Consider the following 18,728-nt stretch of genomic DNA (forward strand, 5'->3'; position numbering starts at 1 on the left):
GGAAGAATCGTCCGCATGACCCCCACCGCGCATCCGCTCGTCGTCCGCGCCCGCCGGCTCGCCGCGGACCTGCTCGTCCCCGAGGCCGAGCGGGTCGACCAGGAGGGGGTGCCGGTGAGCCATATCGAGGCGGTGAAACGGTCGGGGCTGCTCGGGGTGGTCGCGCCGGTCGCGCACGGCGGCTCGGGGGCACCGCCCGCGGTGCTGCGCGAGACCGCGGAGATCCTGGCCGGGGCCTGCTGTTCGACGTGGTTCGTGCAGACCCAGCACCACACACCGGTGCAGACCCTGGGGAAGAGTGAACTGCCGGTACGACGCAGGCTGTTGGGGCCGCTGTCGCGCGGGGAGCTGCTGTCCGGGGTGGCCTATGCGCACCTGCGGTCGTATCCGCGTGTCCCGGTGCGGGTCCGCCGGCGGGGCGGCGGCTGGCGGTTCGACGGGATCGTCCCCTGGTACACCGGGTGGGGCCTGAACGACGTGATGCTGCTCGCCGGGACGACCGACGCCGGCGAGGTGCTGTTCGCCTTCGCCGAGGCACGCGACCAGCCGGGGCTGCGGGCCTCGCCGCCGATGCGCCTGGCCGCCCTCAGCGCCGCGCGCACGGTGTCGCTGGAACTGGACGGCTTCTGGCTGCCCGAGGACGCCGTGGCCCTGCGGACGCCGTACGAGCGATGGGCGCCCGGGGACCGGGCCAGGACGCTGAACGCCCATCCGGCCGTCTTCGGCGTCGCCGAGGCCGCGCTGTCCCTGCTGGACGAGAAGTCGGCCGGACCACTGCGGGCCCGGCTCGCCGACGTCCGCCGCCGGGCCTACGCCCTGGCCGACCACCCGGCGCCGCTCGAGCGCGCCGGCGAGCGGCTGGCCGTACGGGCCGAGGCGTACGAGGCGCTGAGCACGGCCACCACCGCGGCGGTGGTGGCCGGGGGCGGCCGCGCGATGACCTTGACAAGCCGTGCCCAGCGCCTGGCCCGCGAGGGACTGTTCCTCCTGGTCCAGGGACAGACCGCAGAATCACGCGCGGCACACCTGCGCGCGCTGACCGGGGTGCCGGGCGGCGCAGTCACTGGGCGCGAGTGAGCGGGGGCCGGGGCGGCACAGCCGCTACGTGGCACGAGTGAGCGGGGGCCGGGGCCGCGCAGTCACTACGAGGCACGAGTGTCCGAGAGGGCCGAGGCCCAGCCGCCACGAGGCACGAATGACCGGGGGCCAGGGCCGCGCAGTCACTACGAGGCACGAGTGTCCGAGAGGGCCGAGGCCCAGCCGCCACGAGGCACGAGCGAGCGGACACCCGCCCAGCAGATCCACGAGCGAGTCGCCGCCCGGGCAGCACGCTCGGCACCCGGCAGGACGACCCTCGGCGGACACCCGCCCCCCCTCGGCACCGGCCAGGCGGGCGCGGCAGCGAACACGAGCCCGGACGGCGTGCACGGTGACGGCACCGGTGCCGGCCGGAGGGATCCGCGAGCCGCCATCCACCCGAACGACACGCTCAGTCGCCGGCCAAGCGGCGCCCCGGCGGACCTCCGGCCGGACCGCACACGCAGCCCCCGACGCGACGGCACCTCAGCAGACACCCGAGCCGACGGCACGCCCAGCACCGGCAAGCGGCACCTCAGCGAACACCCGGCCGCACGGCATGCGCGGGACGGCAGCGGTAGCGGCCGGAGAGAGCCGGGAGCCGGTATCCGCCCGGACGACACGCTCAGCCCCAGCCCCCGGCAGGGCGGCGCGCCCCGGCGGACCTCCGGCCGGACCGCACACGCAGCCCCCGGGCAGGGCGAACACCCGGCCGGACGGCAGGCGGGGGCCGGGGAGAGGCGCAAGTCGAGATCTGCTCGACAACCCGCTCAGCCCCCGGCAGGGCGTGGTGTCAGTGGGGGCGCAGGAGTCGGTGGGCGAGGGTGTGTGTGCCGATCACTGCCGCCGCGGCGAAGGCGAGGCCTTGGGCGACGTCCCGCGGGCGGGTGGGGCGCAGGACGCCGGCGCGGCGGAGCCGGCCGCGGGACCAGAGGGTGAAGGGCAGGACGACGAGGGGCGTGGTCACGGAGCCCGGTGTGTAGCCGCGCATCGCGGCCGCCTGGGCCAGATGGACCAGGCCGTGCAGCCCGAAGGCGCCCAGCGCCGTCTGGTAGACGGCGGAGCGGCCCCCGGTCCGCCACCCGTCGGCGGCCGCCGCTGTCACCACGACGGCCATCGCGGCGACGGCGGTGCCGAACTCCCGTCCGTCCACGGCCTCCAGGCGCCGCCACGCCCGTTCGGGCACCCCGGGGAACCGCTTGCGCAGCTCGGGAACATGGGTGCGCACCCAGCGCGGGACCGTCATGGCCTCCTCGGTGTCGTGCACCGCCCATGCGGCCAGCAGGCCCCAAGTGACGGCCCCGACGACCTCGTTCGACTCTCGCGTCATGAACCCGCAGTCTGCCAGGCCTGGTTGCTCAGCTGGCGAACGGCACCTGCGCCGCGGGGGCACCGGTCCTTCCGTCGGGGTGCGTCCACAGTCCCTGCGCCGCCAGCCGGGGCAGCACGCCCTCACCGAACCAGTACGCCTCTTCCAGGTGCGGGTAGCCGGAGAGCACGAACTCGTCGATGCCGAGGGCGTGGTACTCCTTGATCCGCTCGGCGACCTCGTCATGGCTGCCGACCAGGGCCGTGCCCGCGCCGCCCCGCACCAGGCCGATCCCGGCCCACAGGTTGGGGTGGATCTCGAGCCCGTCGCGGCTGCCGCCGTGCAGGGCGAGCATGCGCTGCTGGCCCTCCGACTCGCTGCGGGCCAGGCCCGTCTGCACGGACCGTACGGTCTCCGGGTCGAAGCCGGCGAGCAGCCGGTCCGCCTCGGCCCAGGCCTGCTCGGAGGTGTCCCGGGTGATGACGTGCAGCCGGATGCCGAAGCGCAGGGTACGGCCGTGCCCGGCGGCGAGGCCCCTGATCCAGGCGATCTTCTCCGCGACCTGGGCGGGCGGCTCGCCCCAGGTCAGATAGACGTCGACGTACCGGGCGGCGACCTCTCCGGCGACGGGCGAGGAGCCCCCGAAGTACACCTCGGGCACCGGGTCGGGCACCCGGCTCAGCCTCGCGTCCTCGACCTGGAGGTGCTCCCCGTGCAGGTCGACGCTCTTGCCCTGCCACAATCCCCGTACGACCTGGAGGAATTCACCGGTGCGGCGGTAACGGGCGTCCTTGTCGAGGAAGTCGCCGTAGGCCCGCTGCTCATGGCTCTCGCCGCCGGTGACGACGTTGAGCAGCAGCCGTCCGCCGGTCTGCCGCTGGAAGGTGGACGCCATCTGCGCGGCGAGCGTCGGCGAGACGAAGCCGGGCCGGAAGGCGACGAGGAACTTCAGCCGCTCGGTGTTCTGGCTGACCATCGCGGTGGTCAGCCACGCGTCCTCGCACCACGCACCGGTCGGGGTGAGCGCGCCGACGAAGCCGAGGTCCTCGGCGGCCCGGCCGATCTGGCTCAGATAGGCGACCGTCGGGGGCCGGTCCCGGCCGGAGGCGGTCGCCGGGGTGCCGTGGCCCCCGCCGACGACGTGCCGGCTGTCGCCGTTGGTGGGCAGGAACCAGTGGAAGGTCAGGGACACGTGGGGGTCTCCGTTTCTCGAACCTGCGGTCAGAGCAGGCCGTGCCGGGGCGGCCGGGTGCCGTTCAGCACGTACCGGCCGATGTGCTGGATCTTCCAGCGGGCCGGGTCGTGCAGGGTGTGGGTGCGGGCGTCCCGCCAGTGACGGTCCAGGCCCAGTGAGTCGAGTGCCGAGCGGGTGCCGGACACCTCGAAGAGGGCGCTCGCCACCTCCACCGCCGCCTCGGCCGCCCGCACCTTGGCGGCGGCGACCGCGATGGACGCCTCGGCCGCCGAGTCGTCGGTGAGGTGGCCGCGGGCCGCGTCGACCGTGCGGGCGGCCTCGCGCAGCAGGGCCTCGGCCGTCCTCACCTGGAGGGCCAGTTCGCCGAAGCGCTGGACGAGGAGCGGATCCTCGGCGGCCGTCTCGAACCCGCTCTCGAACCAGGGGCGGCTCCTGGTGCGGACGAACTCCGCCGCCTGGGCCAGCGCCCCGGCCGCGATACCGGCGTCGATGGCGGCGTGCAGCAGCTGCGCCACGGCGCCGTGGAGCTGCGGTCCGTGAAAGGTGAGGTGGTGGGGCAGGACCCGGTCGGCGGGCACGGGTACGGCGTCCAGGCGGACGGTGCCGCTGGCGGTCGTGCGCTGACCCATGCCGTCCCAGTCGTCGATCACGGTGAGGCCGGGGGCGCCCCGGGGGACGTAGGCGACGTGCAGGTCGTCGTCCTCGGCGCGGGCCAGCACCGGGATCCAGTCGGCGAAGAGGGCGCCGGTGCAGTAGTTCTTGACTCCGTCGAGTACGTAGGAGCCGTCGGACCGCGGTGTCAGGCGGGTGCGGAAGTCCTGGACGTGCCGGGTGCCGGCCTCGGACTGGGCGTTGCCGAAGCGGCGCCCGGCCAGCAGCTCGGCGAAGAAGAACTTTCGCTGCTCGAAGCTCCCCTGACGGCGGATCACGTTGACGTAGGCGAAGTGGCTCTGCGGGATCTGCGCGAGGCTCGCGTCGGCCGAGCCGAGCAGCCGGAAGATCTCCGCCAGGGTCTCGGTGTGCACGTCCGCGCCGCCGTGCTCGGCGGGTACGGTCACGGCGAGCAGCCCGGAGGCGGACAGCCGGTCCAGCTCGGCGTGCGGCAGGCGCCGTTCGGCGTCCCGCTCGGCGGCCCCGGCGCGGAACTCTGCGGCCAGGGCCGTGGCGACGACGAGTGCCTCCGCGTCGTCGGCGATGACGTGTGCGGTCACGGCGGTCAGCTCGCCGCCGCCAGGACCGGGGTGCGGTCGAGGGCGGCCGAGAACTGGTCCACCACCTGCCCCAGGGCTTCGTCGGTGCCGGGGGCGACGGTCAGCGAGCCGTCCTCCCGTACGGTGATGTCCTTGTCCAGGGTGAACCAGCCCTGGACGATATGGGCGGCACCCATGGAGTTCAGCACCGGGCGCAGGGCGTAGTCGATGGCGAGGACATGGGCGGTGGAGCCACCGGTGGCGAGCGGCAGCACGGTCTTGCCGGTCAGCGCGTACTGCGGGAGCAGGTCGAGAAGCGCCTTCAGGACGCCGGAGTACGACGCCTTGTAGACGGGGGTGCCGACCACGACGCCGTCGGCGCGGGCGAACAGCTCGGTGGCCTCGACGATGGCCGGGTGCCGGAAGTCCGCGCCGAGCAGGGCCTCGGCCGGGACGGTACGGACGTCGAGCGGGATCACCTGGTGCCCCTGCGCGATCAGCCGCTGGTCCAGGTGGCGCAGCAGGCGGCCGGTGCGGGAGGAAGCGGAGGGGCTGCCGGAGACGGACAGGACGGTGGCCATGAGTGCCTCGTTTCTGTGGTGCGCCGGACGCCCGTACGCAGGTCGGGTGCCCGGAGGGAGGGTCGGTCGGGAGTACCGGGCGGGTCCGGGGGATTGGCCCCGCGGACCCGGCGGCCGGCCCGCGGGGCGGTCAGACGCCGGCGGGCCCGGACTCGGGCTCGCCGTCCGTTTCCGGCAGCTGTGCCTCCAGCTCCCGGACGAGCGGCAGCACGCGCCGGCCGAAGTACTCGACCTCCTCGTGGTAATGGAGGAAGCCGAGCAGGAGGAGGTCGACGCCGAGCCTCTTGTAGGCGACGATGCGCTCCGCGATCTGCTCGGGGGTGCCGATGAGGCCGGTGCGGAAGCCGTCGTTGTACTGGACGAGATCCTCGAAGGAGGAGTCCTGCCACATGCCCTTCCTGTCGGCCGTGGACTGCCCGGCCTGCTTCACCGCCGCGCCGAAACCCTCGACCGCCTCGGTGTCGGCCTTGGCCACGATCTCCCGCAGGGTCTCGCGCGCCTCGGCCTCGGTGTCCCGGGCGATGAGGAAGCCGTTGAGCCCGAACCTCGGTGCCCTGCGCCCGGCTTCGGCGGCGGACTTGCGGACGTCGTCGATCTGCTCGGCGACCCCGTCGAAGTCCTTGCCGTTGGAGAAGTACCAGTCGGAGACCCGGCCGGCCATCCGCCGGGCGGCGGTGGAGTTGCCGCCCTGGAAGATCTCGGGGTGGGGGCGCTCGGGGGTGTTCAACGGCTTGGGTTTGAGGGAGAAGTCGCGCAACCGGTAGAAGTCGCCGGCGAGTTCGGCGTGGTCCTCGGTCCAGATCCTGCGCAGGGCGGTGATGAACTCCTCGGAGCGCCGGTAGCGCTCGTCGTGCTCCAGCCACGGTTCGCCGAGGGCGGTGAACTCACCCTTGAACCAGCCGGACACGACGTTGACGGCGAAGCGGCCCTTCGACAGGTGGTCGGCGGTGGCCCCGAGTTTGGCGAGCACCCCAGGGTGCCACAGGCCGGGGTGGACGGCGGCGATGACCTTGAGGCGCTCGGTGGCGAGCAGCAGGGCGAGGCTGAAACTGGTCGACTCGTGCTGGTACTCGGCGCCGTAGCTGGCCATGTAGCGCACCTGGCTGAGTGCGTACTCGAACCCGTTGTTCTCGGCGAGGACGGCGAGTCGGCGGTTGTAGTCGTATCCCCAGTCGGTGCGCTGCTCGATCGTGCTGGTGACGAGTCCCCCGCTGACGTTGGGGACCCAGTAGGCGAATTTCACGGGTGCTGCGGGCATGCGGAACTCCTGTTGCGGAATTACTCGACGGGGATTTCGGGCATGCAGAATTCCGGCAGGGAAAGGGCGGGGAATTCAGGCGTGCCGGGAGACCCGGAAGGGGTGCGCGGAGGTGGCGGATCAGACCGCGAGGCAACAGGAGGCGCTGGAGACGCGGGCGAGGTCGACATGGCGTCGCCGCGTGAGGTCCAGTCGCATCGTCATGCCGTCGATCGTGGCAGCAGGCGGTTACGGCCGTCAAGGAAAACCCGACCGGTCTCGTATCGCGGACCATTGAATTTCACGAGGGTGTGACAGGAAAACCCTTGAACCTTCTGCGGCGCGGCGCGCATTCTGCGGCGGTGCGGACCGAACAGCTGGAATACATAGCGGCCGTGACCCGGCTCGGCTCACTGCGCCGGGCGGCCGACGAACTGCGTCTGTCCCAGCCCGCGTTGAGCGAGACCGTGCGGAATCTGGAGCGGGAACTGGGTGTCGATCTCCTGGAGCGGAAACGCTCGGGCGCGAAGATGAGCGCGGCGGGCCGCGAGCTGCTGCCGCACATCGTGCGTGTGCTGGAGGCGGTGGACCGGTTGCGGGCGGCGGCCGGTGAACAGCACCGGATCAGCCGTATGGTGCGCGTGGGCACGGTCAACGCGGCGACCGTGCCGCTGCTGATCCCGGTCCTGCGGGAGTTCCGCGCCACGCATCCGGTCACCCAGGTCGAGGTGGTGGGCGCGCAGCAGACGGACATCCAGCGCGGGCTGGCCGAGGGCGGCTTCGATCTCGGCCTGGTCAACCATCTCGACGGTGACGACGTGCCCGCGGGCATGGACTCCGCGGAGCTGCTGCGCGGGCGCCCGGTGGTGTGCCTGCGCCCGGACAGTCCCCTCGCCGCGCTCACCGTGGTCACCGCTCAGGACCTGCTCGGCGTGCCGCTCATCGCGATGCGTGCCGGGTATGTGATGCACCGGTACGTGCACCGGCTGCTGTCCGGCCGGACGCCGGTGTTCTCGTACTCGACCGACGGCGCGGAGATGGGCAAGCTGATGGTCGCCGAGGGACTCGGGGCGACGGTGCTGCCGGACTTCAGTGTCGCCGGGGATCCGTTGGAGCGGTCCGGCGCGATCACGTACCGGCCGCTCGCCGACGACACGACGCGGGTGCTGCTGATGCTCCAGCGCCGCCGCGCGGAGTCGGTACCGCAGGCGGCCCAGGACCTCCACACCGCGTTCCTGCACCGGGCGCGGACACTGTCGACCGGGTGACGGCCTGCCCGTGTCCGAGTCCGGTTCACCCGCTTGCCGGCGGGCGTGCCCGTGCCTGAGTCCGCCCGTCACGCGTCTGTCGGCGCCGACGCGTGCCCGTGCCCGTGGGCCTCAGGGGCGGCCGTCCTCCTCCGGTCCCTCGACCACGACGAGGAAGGCGTCCGCCTTCAGGTCCATCACCACGGTCGCCGGTTCGCCCTCGGCACGTCGGGCGGCCGCGTACTCCTCCGCCGGCCACGATCCCCGCGGAGCCCCTGCGGGAAAACGCTCCAACACCTTCGCACTCATGACGGCGGCCACCTCCGGCGTCGTGGACGGAACGTACAGGTCGTACCGGTCCGCCTGCCCCCGATCGAACCGGGCATGTGCACGCCGAAAGCAGCACACGCGAACCCCTCCGGCGCGGCCGGTGATCCGCCTGTAGGAGGAAACGCATCCGAGGACCCGGCCCGGCGGGAAGGGATGTCGTGGGGGCCACCGACGCGGAGGAACCGGGAGCGATGAACGAAGACGACTCGGCGGCCGGACCGCGCTGCCTGGTGACGGGCGCCACGGGCTACATCGGCGGCCGGCTGGTGCCGGAACTGCTGGCCGCGGGGCACCGCGTGCGCTGCCTCGCGCGGTCCCCCGGCAAGCTGCGCGACCACCCGTGGGCCGGTGACGCGGAGGTGGTCGAGGGCGACGTCACCGACGCCGACTCGGTCGCCGAGGCGATGCGGGACGTCGACGTGGCGTACTACCTGGTGCACGCCCTCGCCAGCGGCAAGGACTTCGAGGCGACCGACCGCCGCGCCGCCCGCATCTTCGGGGAGCGGGCGAAGGCGGCCGGCGTACGGCGGATCGTCTACCTCGGCGGTCTCGCCCCGACCGGGGTGCCCGAGGACGAACTGTCCCCGCACCTCAGGTCCCGGGCGGAGGTGGGCCGCATCCTGCTGGCCTCGGGCGTGCCGACCGCCGTGCTGCGCGCCGCCATCGTCATCGGCTCGGGTTCGGCCTCCTTCGAGATGCTGCGTTACCTCACCGAACGCCTTCCGGTGATGGTCACGCCCAGCTGGGTGCGCACCCGCATCCAGCCCATCGCCGTACGGGACGTCCTGCGCCTCCTCGTCGCCGGCGCCCACCTTCCCGATGACGTCAACCGCTCCTTCGACATCGGCGGGCCGGACGTCCTGACGTACCGGGACATGATGATCCGGTACGCCCGCGTCGCGGGCCTGCCCCGGCGGCTCATCCTGCCCGTGCCGGTGCTGACCCCCGGCCTGTCCAGTCACTGGGTGGGGCTGGTCACGCCGGTACCCGCGTCCATCGCGCGGCCGCTGACCGAGTCGCTGCGCCACGAGGTCGTCTGCCGCGAGCACGACATCACCCGGTACGTACCCGATCCGCCGGGGCACCCGCTCGGCTTCGACGAGTCGGTGCGGCTGGCCCTGCGTCGGGTGCGGGAGGCGCGGGTGATCACGCGCTGGTCGTCCGCCGCGGTGCCCGGCGCGCCCAGCGATCCGCTGCCCACCGACCCCGACTGGGCCGGCGGCAGCCTGTACACCGACCGGCGCGAGGCGGTGGTGGACGCCCCGGTGCACGAGCTGTGGCGGGTCATCGAGGGCGTGGGCGGGGAGAACGGCTGGTACTCCTTCCCGCTCGCCTGGAGCCTGCGGGGGTGGCTGGACCGGCTGGTCGGCGGGGTCGGTCTGCGCCGGGGCCGGCGGGACGCCGAGCGGCTGCGGGCGGGTGACTCGCTGGACTTCTGGCGGGTGGAGGAGATCGAGCGCGGGCATCTGCTGCGGCTGCGGGCGGAGATGCGGCTGCCCGGCCTGGCGTGGCTGGAGATGTCCGCCGAGCCGGAGGGCGACGGCCGCAGCCGGTACCGCCAGCGGGCGCTGTTCCATCCGCACGGGCTGCTCGGCCATGCCTACTGGTGGGGCGTCTCGCCCTTCCACGCGGTCGTGTTCGGCGGCATGGCCCGCAACATCGCCCGGGTGGCGGCCCGGCAGGCGACCGCGCCGGCACCCGCCCCCTGACCCGCACCCCCACCCACCGCCGACCCGTCCCGCGCCCACCCCGACCCGCCGACCCGACCCGCCCCGCGCTCATGCCATCCCGCCGGCCCGACCCGACCCGCGTCCATGCCAACCCGCCGGCCCGGCCCCCTACGCCCACGGCCCTTCCCGCACCCACCCGATTCTGCCGACCCGCCCCCGCGCCCACCCCAACCCACCGACCCGCCGATTCGTCCCCGCACACCACCCCACCCCCCACCCCCACGGCCCTTCCCACACCCGCCCGAACCGCCCACCCGACACCGCGCCCACCCCCAACCGACCGACCCCTCCCGCGCCCATGCCGACCCGCCGGCCCGACCCGCACCCGCCCGGCACCCGCCCGACCCCGAACCCGCCGCCCCACCCCGCATCCGCCCCCGCCCGCGGACCCGCACTCGCCGGTCCGCGTCCGCCGGGGCCACCGGTCCGCACGCACCGGCCCCGCCGACCCGCATCCGCCGGGCCCGTCGGGCAGGAAGTGCCCTGCGTCCGCATTCCTCGCCCCGGAGCCACGCCATGTACGTCTCGGTCGTCCTGTTCACCGCCGACCTGCGCCTGTACGACCACCCGCCCCTGCGGGCCGCGCTGGACGGTCGCCGTCAGGTCGTCCCGCTCTTCGTGCTCGACCGGGGGGTGGCCGACGCGGGCTTCGCGGCGCCCAACCGGCTGGCGTTCCTCGCCGACTGCCTGCGGGATCTGGACGCCGGTCTGCGCGAGCGCGGCGGGCGACTCGTGCTGCGCTCCGGTGACGTCGTGGCGGAGGTGTGCAAGGTGGCCGCGGAGGCGGACGCCGACGAGGTGCACATGGCGGCCGACGGGAGCGCCTACGCCCAGCTGCGGGAGCGGCGGCTGCGCCGCGCCCTGGAGGCCGACGGACGGCGGTTGCACGTCCACGAGTCCGTGACCACCGTCGTGCCCCCCGGAGCGGTGACGCCGGCCTCCTCGGATCACTTCGCCGTGTTCACGCCGTACTTCCGCCAGTGGTCGGGACAGCGTCTGCGGAACGTCCTCGGCGCGCCCCGCACGGTCCGCGTACCGGTCGGCATCGGGTCCGAGGAACTGCCGTCCCGGGCCGCGCTGCGGGACCTGTCTCCGGCGCTGGCCGCGGGCGGCGAGACGGCGGGCCGGAAACGGCTCACCGCCTGGCTCCGCTCGGGCGTGGCCGCGTACGAGGACCGGCACGACGACCTGGCCGGGGACGCGACCTCCCGGCTCTCGCCGCACCTGCACTTCGGCACGCTGTCCCCCGTCGAAGTCGTCCACCGGGCGCGCCGGGCGGGCGGGCCCGGTGCGGAGGCGTTCGTACGGCAGGTCGCCTGGCGGGACTTCCACCGCCAGGTGCTGGCGGCGCGGCCGGCCGTGGCCACCGCCGACTACCGCACCAAGCACGACCGCTGGCGGTCCGGGCGGACGGCCGGGGACGACATCGAGGCGTGGCGGGAGGGCCGTACCGGCTATCCGGTGGTCGACGCGGCGATGCGCCAGTTGCTCCACGAGGGCTGGATGCACAATCGTGCCCGCCTGCTCACGGCGAGCTTCCTCGCCAAGACGCTGTACGTCGACTGGCGCATCGGGGCCCGGCACTTCCTGCGCCTGCTGGTCGACGGGGACATGGCCAACAACCAGCTGAACTGGCAGTGGGTCGCGGGCACCGGTACGGACACGCGTCCGAACCGCGTCCTCAACCCCGTGACCCAGGCCAAACGGCACGACCCCGACGGTGCGTACGTCCGCCGCTGGGTGCCCGAGCTGAGGGGCGTCGCGGGCGCGGCGGTCCACGAGCCGTGGAGGCTGCCGGGCCCGGACCGGGCCGGCCTCGGCGACTATCCGGATCCGATCGTCGACCTCGCCGACGGACTGGCCCGCTTCAAGCGGGCCCGGGCGCGCGGCTGACGTGACCCTCCCGGGCGGCCCCGGCCGGTCCGGGGCGGCCGGCCCCACACCGGCACCGCCGCCGTGCAGGGCCGGTCGTCGGCGCCGCGCGCGGGACTCGCGGGGCGGCGGCCCGACGTCAGCGGGGACCGGCGGGCGCCGTGGCGTCGTAGGCGGCCGTCAGGGTGTCGAGGGCCTCGGGCAGACCGGCGGGCCGGAGCATGCCGCGGGCCGGTCGGCCGGTCCAGCCGGGGCCGCCGAGCATCATCAGCGGTTGCGCGCGGGCACCCTTGACCCCCCATTCCATGGCGGCGACGTGCTCGGCCAGCGGCGGGCTCGCGGTGGAGCGCGCCTGCGCCCACAGCACCACGGCGGCCGGCCCCAGGCGCCGTACCGCCGCCACGAGTGCCTCCGCCGGGACCGCGGCGCCGAACATCCGCGTCGGGACGCCGCGGTGACTCAGTGCGGCGTTCAGGGCTTCCAGGGGGAGGGTGTGCTGCTCACCGGGGACGCAGGCCAGGAGCACGGGTCCGGCGCCCGCGGGCTCGGCCGTCGCCCGGGGCCGGTGTGTGTGACGGCGCAGGCTGGTGGACACCTGCCAGGACAGCAGGTGTTCCACCTCGACGTACCGGTCCCCCGACGACGCCCACCGGCGGCCCACGGCGTGCAGCGTCGGGACCATCACCTCGTGCCATGCGGCCACCAGGCCGTACCGGGTCACGGCGGCCTCCAACTGATCCTCGACGGCCGTGGCGTCCAGCCGGACCGCCGCACGGGCCAGGCCCCGGCCCTCCTGCCGGGCGTCGCCGGGGGGCGGTGGGCCGGCCGCCGGCACGCGGGGCGTCTCGCGGCCCGCCCGGGCGGCCCCTGCCCGCGTGGGTGCGACGGCGTCCGGGCGGCGGGTGCCCGCCGGGTGGGCGCGCTGCTTCGCGGCCCGGGCGGCCTCGGCGGGCGGCACGCCGGACGCGGTCAGCCGACACATCGTCTCCAGCATGGTGACGTCCCGCGGCGACCAGCGCCGGTGCCGGCCGTCGGTGCGGGCGGCGGGGCCGATGCCGTAACGGCGGTCCCAGGAGCGCAGGGTGGTGGGCGAGACGCCGAGCCGGCGGGCCAGCGCGCCCGTGGTCAGTCGTGGCTCGCCGCTCCCGGAGGGGCCGGCCGTCTCGCTCCCGGGAGTCCCGGCGGCGTCGGACACGTCCATGCGAGGACTATACGACGCAGAATCGATGCGAGTTGTCCGGGATGTGCACGGGCTCACACCATGGTCACGACCGGGGCGCGCCCGGGGAATGTCCTGATCCGCGGCGGTGACGGGCATGTGCCGGGTCGTCACGGCCCGGTCGGCCCGGACGGCCCGCTCGACGCGAAGGAGCCGTCGCCATGAGCCCGCACTCGACCGCCACCCCGCCTTCGACCGCCGCCCCGCACTCGCCCGCGACCCCGCACTCGCCCGCCGCCCCGCTTGCGCTCTCCGGCGGGCGCAGGACCGGCGGCGCGCTCAGGACCGGCGGCGCACCGGCGCGGCCGCCCGTAGAGGAGCCGTTCACCGACGAGGAACTGGCCCGGGGCCTGGTGGCCGGGGACGAGGCATGTCTTGCCGCGGTCTACCGACGCTGGTCGGGCCTGGTGCACGCCCTGGCGTGGCGCACGCTGGGCGACGTGAAGGAGGCCGAGGACGTCACCCAGCAGGTGTTTCTCGGCGTGTGGCGCGGACGCGCCGGCTACCGGCCCGAGCGCGGCACGGTGGCCGGATGGATCGTCGGCATCACCCGCCGCAGGATCGCCGACGCCCTCTCCGCCCGGACGCGCCGCACCGAGCTGCTGGCGGCCGCCGGTGCCGCCCTGCCGCCGGACGGCTCCGCCGCCGGGCGGCCCGAGGCCGTCCTGGAGCGTGTCTTCGTGCGCCGCGAACTGGCCCGGCTGCCCGCGCCCCAGCAGCGGGTGCTGCGCCTGGCCTACTACGAGGACCTCACCCAGACCCAGATCGCGGAGCGCACCGGCTGGCCGCTGGGCACGGTCAAGAGTCACGCCCGCCGGGGGCTGCGCCAGTTGCGCCGCAACCTCCGGCCGCGGTCCGGGACGGAGGAAGGTGATGCGGAAGCGATGCGTAACTCCCCGGCCACCTGGGTGCTCACCTCTACACATAAAGGATAAATAAGAGCAAAATAGGTACGCGGTGATACTCCCGCACCGCACCAGACGCGGTCTGGCCTGCAGAGTCAAAAGGAGACGAGTCATGGCCAACGTCTCGCACAGGGGTGATATGACGACCCACCCCGATGTCTCCGAAATGCGGGATCGCTACGCCCGCATGCTCGGCGGTCGTGATGTGGCGCTCGTGGACGGGCCGGTGTTCCTGCTCGGACTGTACTGCGCGGCATCTCCGTGGATCGTGCACTACGCCGCGAGCCAGCCGGCGCTCATGACGCACAACCTCATCATGGGCATAGCGATAGGCCTGCTGGCACTGGGATTCACCAGGGCCCCCGAGCGGATGTACGGCCTCAGCTGGGCCATGTGCGCCATGGGCATCTGGATGATCATCGCCCCCTGGATCGTGGGCAGCAGCCCCGACGCGGGCGTCATCCTCAACAACATCGTCATCGGCGCCCTGGCGCTCGTCCTCGGACTCGTGTGCGCCGGCACGGCGGCGAAGAGTACGACCAGGCCGTGAACACCGACAAGCCCTAAAAGAGAAGCACGAGGAAAGGAAGGACAGGGAGAACGGGAGGCCGGTTCGCCCGGGCGGACCGGCCCTTCCCGTGCCCACTCAGCGGCCCGGCACCAGCCAGGGTTCCTGCGGCAGCGTACGGCCGGTCTCCAGGAGCGACTTGAGGTTGGACAGGACGGCCGGCCAGCCCGACGCCACGTCGGAGCGCTCGCCCTCGTCGTTGAGGTCCTCGTGGGTGACGGTCAGCCGGACGATGTCCTCGTGCGGCCGGATCTCGAAGGTGACCCGGGAGTGCCGTTCCTCCTGGCCCTCCTGGTCGGGCGCGGCCCAGGTGGTGACCAGCCGGCTCGGCGGCTCGCTCTCCACGACCCGGCCGACGACGTCGGCGATGCCGGAACCGTCGGTGCGCACGTGCTCCCAGCGGGAGCCGGGCCGCCAGTCGGAGACGTTGCGGTGGCCCCAGTAGGCGGCCGTCAGGCCGGCGTCGGTGAGCGCCTCCCAGACCTTCTCGGGCGTACTCGCGATGTAGGTGACGTACACGAAACTCGGCTTGTCGGTCATGGCTTCCTCGGCTCGTCGCTTCACGGCACCGAGCGCGCTCAGGCGCGGGCGCTCGAACTTGTCGATCCACCGCTCCTGGATCTCGTGGAGCGGCACGGGGTTGAGGTAGTGCAGCTTCTCCCGCCCCCGCCGCACCGTGCTGATCAGGTTGGCGGCCTCCAGGACGGTCAGATGCTGGGTGACCGACTGGCGGGTCATGGCGATGCGTTCGCACAGCTCGCCCAGGGTCTGGCCGTTGTTCTCGTGGAGCCGGTCGAGCAGGCGCCGGCGCGTGTCGTCGGCCAGCGCCTTGAAGACCGCATCCATTGCGGTGTCGCCCTCTGATCGCACACTCCACGTTATGCAGGCAGTTACCTGCATGTCAAGGACGCACGGTCATGGAGATCCACACGTCCGGGGCCTGCTCGGGCAGGCCGGGCACCGGCCTGACTTCCCGCGTCCACGCGTCACCGGCGAGATCCTCGGCGACCCGTCGCCAGAAGCCCACCGCGGCCGGGTTGTCCTGCTGGAAGGCGATCTCCCAGGGCCCGGGATGCCGGGTCAGCACCTCACGCACGGCCCGCAGGCCGATGCCTCGGCGCCGGGCCCCGCGGACCACGAAGAAGCTGTTCAGGACCCGCACCGGCGCGTCCAGTGCGCGCACGAAGGCGAGCCCGGCGGCACGCTCGTCGCAGATCAGCAGGTACGGCAGCCACCCGGGTTCCGTGAAGGCGTACTCCACGCGGTCGCTGCGGAAGGCGCCGTCGGCGCCGGGCAGGACGCCCCGGAACTCGGACAGGTCATGGCGGAACATCAGCCACAGCCGTTCCACGGCGGGGCGGTCCTCGGGGGTCGCGAGGCGGACGGTGACGTCCGCAGTCATGTCGGTCATGAACGAAATCGTCCCCGGCGGACACGGTCCGGGCCGGGGAGGATCACTGCGACACCGACATTCTACCGCGCATCAACTCGCGCTCGCCTCGAGGGGCTTGTACTCCTCGCCGACCTCCTTCGCCCCGAACGGCCACACCTTCTCCAGCCGTGCCCAGACCAGGAAGGCCACGCAGCCGAGGGCGAGCCAGGCGAGGGACCACTCGATGGGATGCCGGCCCGGGGAGTTCTTGTCGGCGTACCCGTAGATCACGCACCAGCCGGCGAAGGCGACGAGGCTCGGCAGGGGGTACAGCCACATCCGGTACGGGCGGCGCAACTCCGGCCGGCGGGCGCGCAGAACGCTCAGCGCGACGATCTGTGCGAGGGCCTGGACGAGGACCATCACCGTGGTGAGCAGCTGGATCAGCGTCGCGAGGTCGGTGTGGCGGCCGATCAGGAAGCCGACGGCGGTGATCACGCCCATGGTCGCGAGACCCAGCATGGGGAAGCGGTGCCTCGGGTGCAGCTGCTCGTACGGGCGGAAGAAGACCCGGTCGCGGGCGGCGTCGTACGGCACCCGGGAGCCGCCCAGCAGGCCGGTGAACACCGAGGCGAACGCGGTGATCAGGATCAGCACGGTCACCGTGTCGGCCGCGCCCCTGCCCCAGGTCTCCTCCAGCACCGCCGAGGCCACCGAGGTGGAGGCGATGTCGTGCGGGTCGGTCATCCGGCGCCAGTCCACGACACCGAGCGTGCCGATCTGCAGCAGCAGATAGATCGCCATGATGCCGAGGATCGAGAAGACGATGGAGCGCGGCAGGGTGCGGCCGGGGTCCTTGATCTCGGCGCCCATGTAGGCGGTGGTGTTGTAGCCGAGGTAGTCGTAGATGCCGATGGTCAGCCCCGCGGCGAAGCCGAGCCAGAAGTGGTCGCTCGTCAGGTCGAAGGCGTGCGCCGGGTAGGTGAAGGCCAGGTGCGGGCTGAAGTCCGTGGCGGCGGCCGCGATCACCAGGAGCACCGAGGCGATCATCACCGTCCACATGACGGCGGTGATGCGGGCGATGTGCTCGATGCCGCGCCAGAGCAGGATCACCACCAGGGCGATGACGCCGAGGCCGATCAGATCACCGGAGGTCCGGCCCAGGTCGGGGGCGAGGTAGCCCAGGTACTGGACGAAGCCGACCACACCCGTCGACATGATCAGCGGGATGAACAGCATCGCCGTCCACACGAACAGGAACGGCATGAGGCGGCCGGTGCGGTACTGGAAGGCCTGGCGCAGATAGACGTAGCTGCCCCCGGAGCCGGGCATCGAGGCGCCCAGCTCGGCCCAGACCAGCCCGTCGCACAGCGCCAGGACCGCGCCCGCGAGGAATCCGACGACCGCCTGCGGGCCGCCGAACGCGGCGACCATGAGGGGGATCGTCACGAACGGGCCGATGCCGCACATCTGACTCATGTTGATGGCCGTCGCCTGGAACAGGCCGACGCGGCGGACGAAACCACTTGCGGGGGGCGGGCTACCGGACATGGGGACTCCTGACGCGACGGGCGCTCCGCGGCACCCGGCGGGGCCGACTGGCCGATAAAGTTAAGGAGCCTTACTAGAGGCGTCAAGTACGCGTCGTGCATGCACGAGAATGGTGTGATGCCCGCCGGTGACGTCATAGAGCAGCAGGAACAGCCCTGGAACCGCCGACGCCTGCGCAGCACCAACGAGCGGCTGCTCCTGGACCGGCTGCGCCGCCTCGGCACCGCGTCGCGGGCGCAACTGGCCCGGGAGACCGGCCTGTCCAAACCGACCGTGTCCAGCGCGCTCGCCTCGCTGGAGGCGGCCGGCCTGGTCCACGAGGTAGGCACCCACGCCCCGGAGCGCGGGCGCACCGCCGTGCTCTACGCCCCCGACCCGGCGGCCGGGTACGCGCTCGGCGTGGACATCGGCCGGGGCTGGCTGCGTGTCGCGGTGGTCGACCTGGACGGGACGGTCGTCGCCCGGGCCGATGTGCGCAACCGGGCCCGCGCCTCCGCCGCCCTGGCCGGCCTGGTGGTCGGCACCGCCCGCCAGGTGATCGCCAACTCGGGCGTGGACCCGGCGGAGGTGGTGCACGGCGTGGTCGGCACGCCCGGAGTGTACGACGAGCGCCGGCGGCGGGTGCGGTACGCGATGCACCTGCCGGGCTGGGGGCGCGCGGGGCTCGTCGACCGGATGCGCGAGGAGCTGGGCATACCCCTGGAGGTGCACAACGACGCCAACCTGGCGGCGCTCGGCGAGTACACGTACGGCGTCGGCGCGGGCAGCCGGCTCTTCGCGTACATCCTGATAGGCACCGGCCTGGGCATGGGGGTGGTCAGCGAGGGGCGGCTGTTCACGGGGGCGCACGGGCTGGCCGGGGAGATCGGGTTCCTGCCCTGGCCCGGCCGGCACAAGCCGGAGCGACTGGAGGACGCGGTGTCCGGGGTGGCCGTGGTGGAGGCGGCCCGGCAGTTCGGGATGAGCGGGCAGCTGACGGCCAAGGCCGTCTTCGACGCGGCCCGGCAGGGCAATCCGGCCGCCGTGCGCGCGGTGGAGCTGGAGGGCGAGCGGATCGCGCACACCGTCGCGGCGGCCGCCGCCGTGCTCGACCCGGACCTCGTGGTGCTCGGCGGGGGCGTCGGGCACAGCGTCGACCTGCTGCTGCGCCCGGTCCAGGAACAGCTGCGCGCCCTCACCCCCCCTGCGCCCGCGGATCGCGCCGAGCCGGCTCGGCGAGGACGCGGTGCTGCTGGGTTCGGTGGCGACGGCCCTGGACACCGCCCGGGACCTGGTCTTCGAGCGCCGGACGGGCGACAGCTGACCGGTTCCTGCCGCCCGTCGAGCCGCACGGCCGCTACGGTCG

17 protein-coding genes and 1 pseudogene are annotated in these 18,728 nt (G+C 73.5%); 7 read left to right on the forward strand and 11 right to left on the reverse strand.

What is annotated here, in order from left to right; genetic code table 11:
• The first annotated feature begins 15 nt into the window (after positions 1 to 15).
• On the forward strand, positions 16 to 1,077 hold the full coding sequence (locus ACZ5CW_RS05300) for an acyl-CoA dehydrogenase family protein (protein ID WP_468598545.1): 1,062 nt from the start codon (positions 16 to 18) through the stop codon (positions 1,075 to 1,077).
• A gap of 793 nt (positions 1,078 to 1,870) precedes the next feature.
• Here ACZ5CW_RS05300 and ACZ5CW_RS05305 read toward each other — a convergent pair.
• The 6 genes from ACZ5CW_RS05305 to ACZ5CW_RS05330 all read right to left on the reverse strand — a co-directional run bounded on the left by ACZ5CW_RS05305 (position 1,871) and on the right by ACZ5CW_RS05330 (position 6,814).
• The gene (locus ACZ5CW_RS05305; protein ID WP_468598546.1) at positions 1,871 to 2,407 is read right to left on the reverse strand and encodes an HXXEE domain-containing protein; all 537 of its coding nucleotides are present in this window, start codon (positions 2,405 to 2,407) and stop codon (positions 1,871 to 1,873) included.
• A 28-nt stretch (positions 2,408 to 2,435) separates the two neighbouring features.
• Positions 2,436 to 3,578 (reverse strand): LLM class flavin-dependent oxidoreductase, encoded by a 1,143-nt coding sequence (locus ACZ5CW_RS05310; RefSeq protein ID WP_468598548.1) that lies wholly within the window; start codon positions 3,576 to 3,578, stop codon positions 2,436 to 2,438.
• Between the two features lie 29 nt (positions 3,579 to 3,607).
• Complete coding sequence (locus ACZ5CW_RS05315; protein ID WP_468598549.1) at positions 3,608 to 4,792, reverse strand: SfnB family sulfur acquisition oxidoreductase; 1,185 nt, start codon at positions 4,790 to 4,792, stop codon at positions 3,608 to 3,610.
• A 5-nt stretch (positions 4,793 to 4,797) separates the two neighbouring features.
• The gene (gene ssuE, locus ACZ5CW_RS05320) at positions 4,798 to 5,352 is read right to left on the reverse strand and encodes an NADPH-dependent FMN reductase (RefSeq protein ID WP_468598551.1); all 555 of its coding nucleotides are present in this window, start codon (positions 5,350 to 5,352) and stop codon (positions 4,798 to 4,800) included.
• A gap of 130 nt (positions 5,353 to 5,482) precedes the next feature.
• Positions 5,483 to 6,610: a dimethylsulfone monooxygenase SfnG gene (gene sfnG / locus ACZ5CW_RS05325; protein WP_468598553.1), complete on the reverse strand. Its 1,128-nt coding sequence runs from the start codon at positions 6,608 to 6,610 to the stop codon at positions 5,483 to 5,485.
• A gap of 120 nt (positions 6,611 to 6,730) precedes the next feature.
• A complete protein-coding gene (locus tag ACZ5CW_RS05330; protein ID WP_468599043.1) occupies positions 6,731 to 6,814 on the reverse strand; it encodes a putative leader peptide in 84 nt (27 codons plus the stop codon).
• Positions 6,815 to 6,951: 137 nt separating this feature from the next.
• Between ACZ5CW_RS05330 and ACZ5CW_RS05335 the strand changes: the two genes are divergently transcribed.
• A complete protein-coding gene (locus ACZ5CW_RS05335) occupies positions 6,952 to 7,857 on the forward strand; it encodes a LysR family transcriptional regulator (RefSeq protein WP_468598556.1) in 906 nt (301 codons plus the stop codon).
• A 111-nt stretch (positions 7,858 to 7,968) separates the two neighbouring features.
• On the opposite strand, the gene ACZ5CW_RS05340 is transcribed toward ACZ5CW_RS05335, so the two are convergent.
• Positions 7,969 to 8,145, reverse strand: coding sequence for a hypothetical protein (locus ACZ5CW_RS05340; protein ID WP_468598558.1), 177 nt, complete (start codon positions 8,143 to 8,145; stop codon positions 7,969 to 7,971).
• A 212-nt stretch (positions 8,146 to 8,357) separates the two neighbouring features.
• Here ACZ5CW_RS05340 and ACZ5CW_RS05345 point away from each other — a divergent pair, with 212 nt between their 5' ends.
• Both ACZ5CW_RS05345 and ACZ5CW_RS05350 read left to right on the forward strand, forming a co-directional pair.
• On the forward strand, positions 8,358 to 9,875 hold the full coding sequence (locus tag ACZ5CW_RS05345) for an SDR family oxidoreductase (RefSeq protein ID WP_468598560.1): 1,518 nt from the start codon (positions 8,358 to 8,360) through the stop codon (positions 9,873 to 9,875).
• Between the two features lie 537 nt (positions 9,876 to 10,412).
• Positions 10,413 to 11,789 carry a cryptochrome/photolyase family protein gene (locus tag ACZ5CW_RS05350; RefSeq protein ID WP_468598562.1) on the forward strand — a complete coding sequence of 459 codons (1,377 nt, stop codon included), beginning with the start codon at positions 10,413 to 10,415 and terminating at the stop codon, positions 11,787 to 11,789.
• A gap of 118 nt (positions 11,790 to 11,907) precedes the next feature.
• Here the strand turns inward: ACZ5CW_RS05350 and ACZ5CW_RS05355 are convergent, their stop codons facing one another.
• Positions 11,908 to 12,969, reverse strand: coding sequence for a MerR family transcriptional regulator (locus ACZ5CW_RS05355; RefSeq protein ID WP_468598564.1), 1,062 nt, complete (start codon positions 12,967 to 12,969; stop codon positions 11,908 to 11,910).
• Positions 12,970 to 13,148: 179 nt separating this feature from the next.
• Between ACZ5CW_RS05355 and ACZ5CW_RS05360 the strand changes: the two genes are divergently transcribed.
• Positions 13,149 to 13,922: a sigma-70 family RNA polymerase sigma factor gene (locus tag ACZ5CW_RS05360; protein ID WP_468598566.1), complete on the forward strand. Its 774-nt coding sequence runs from the start codon at positions 13,149 to 13,151 to the stop codon at positions 13,920 to 13,922.
• A gap of 82 nt (positions 13,923 to 14,004) precedes the next feature.
• Positions 14,005 to 14,442: an SPW repeat protein gene (locus ACZ5CW_RS05365; RefSeq protein ID WP_468598568.1), complete on the forward strand. Its 438-nt coding sequence runs from the start codon at positions 14,005 to 14,007 to the stop codon at positions 14,440 to 14,442.
• Positions 14,443 to 14,538: 96 nt separating this feature from the next.
• Here ACZ5CW_RS05365 and ACZ5CW_RS05370 read toward each other — a convergent pair whose 3' ends face one another.
• The 3 genes from ACZ5CW_RS05370 to ACZ5CW_RS05380 form a co-directional block, all read right to left on the reverse strand.
• Complete coding sequence (locus tag ACZ5CW_RS05370; protein ID WP_468598570.1) at positions 14,539 to 15,306, reverse strand: ArsR/SmtB family transcription factor; 768 nt, start codon at positions 15,304 to 15,306, stop codon at positions 14,539 to 14,541.
• A 55-nt stretch (positions 15,307 to 15,361) separates the two neighbouring features.
• Entirely contained in the window at positions 15,362 to 15,871 is a 510-nt protein-coding gene (locus ACZ5CW_RS05375; protein ID WP_468598572.1) for a GNAT family N-acetyltransferase, read from the reverse strand.
• Between the two features lie 72 nt (positions 15,872 to 15,943).
• Positions 15,944 to 17,383, reverse strand: coding sequence for an APC family permease (locus ACZ5CW_RS05380; RefSeq protein WP_468598574.1), 1,440 nt, complete (start codon positions 17,381 to 17,383; stop codon positions 15,944 to 15,946).
• A gap of 117 nt (positions 17,384 to 17,500) precedes the next feature.
• Between ACZ5CW_RS05380 and ACZ5CW_RS05385 the strand changes: the two are divergent.
• Positions 17,501 to 18,686: pseudogene (locus ACZ5CW_RS05385) on the forward strand (ROK family transcriptional regulator).
• The last annotated feature ends 42 nt before the right edge of the window (positions 18,687 to 18,728 follow it).

The sequence above is a fragment of the Streptomyces sp. NPDC031379 genome (assembly GCF_055569615.1).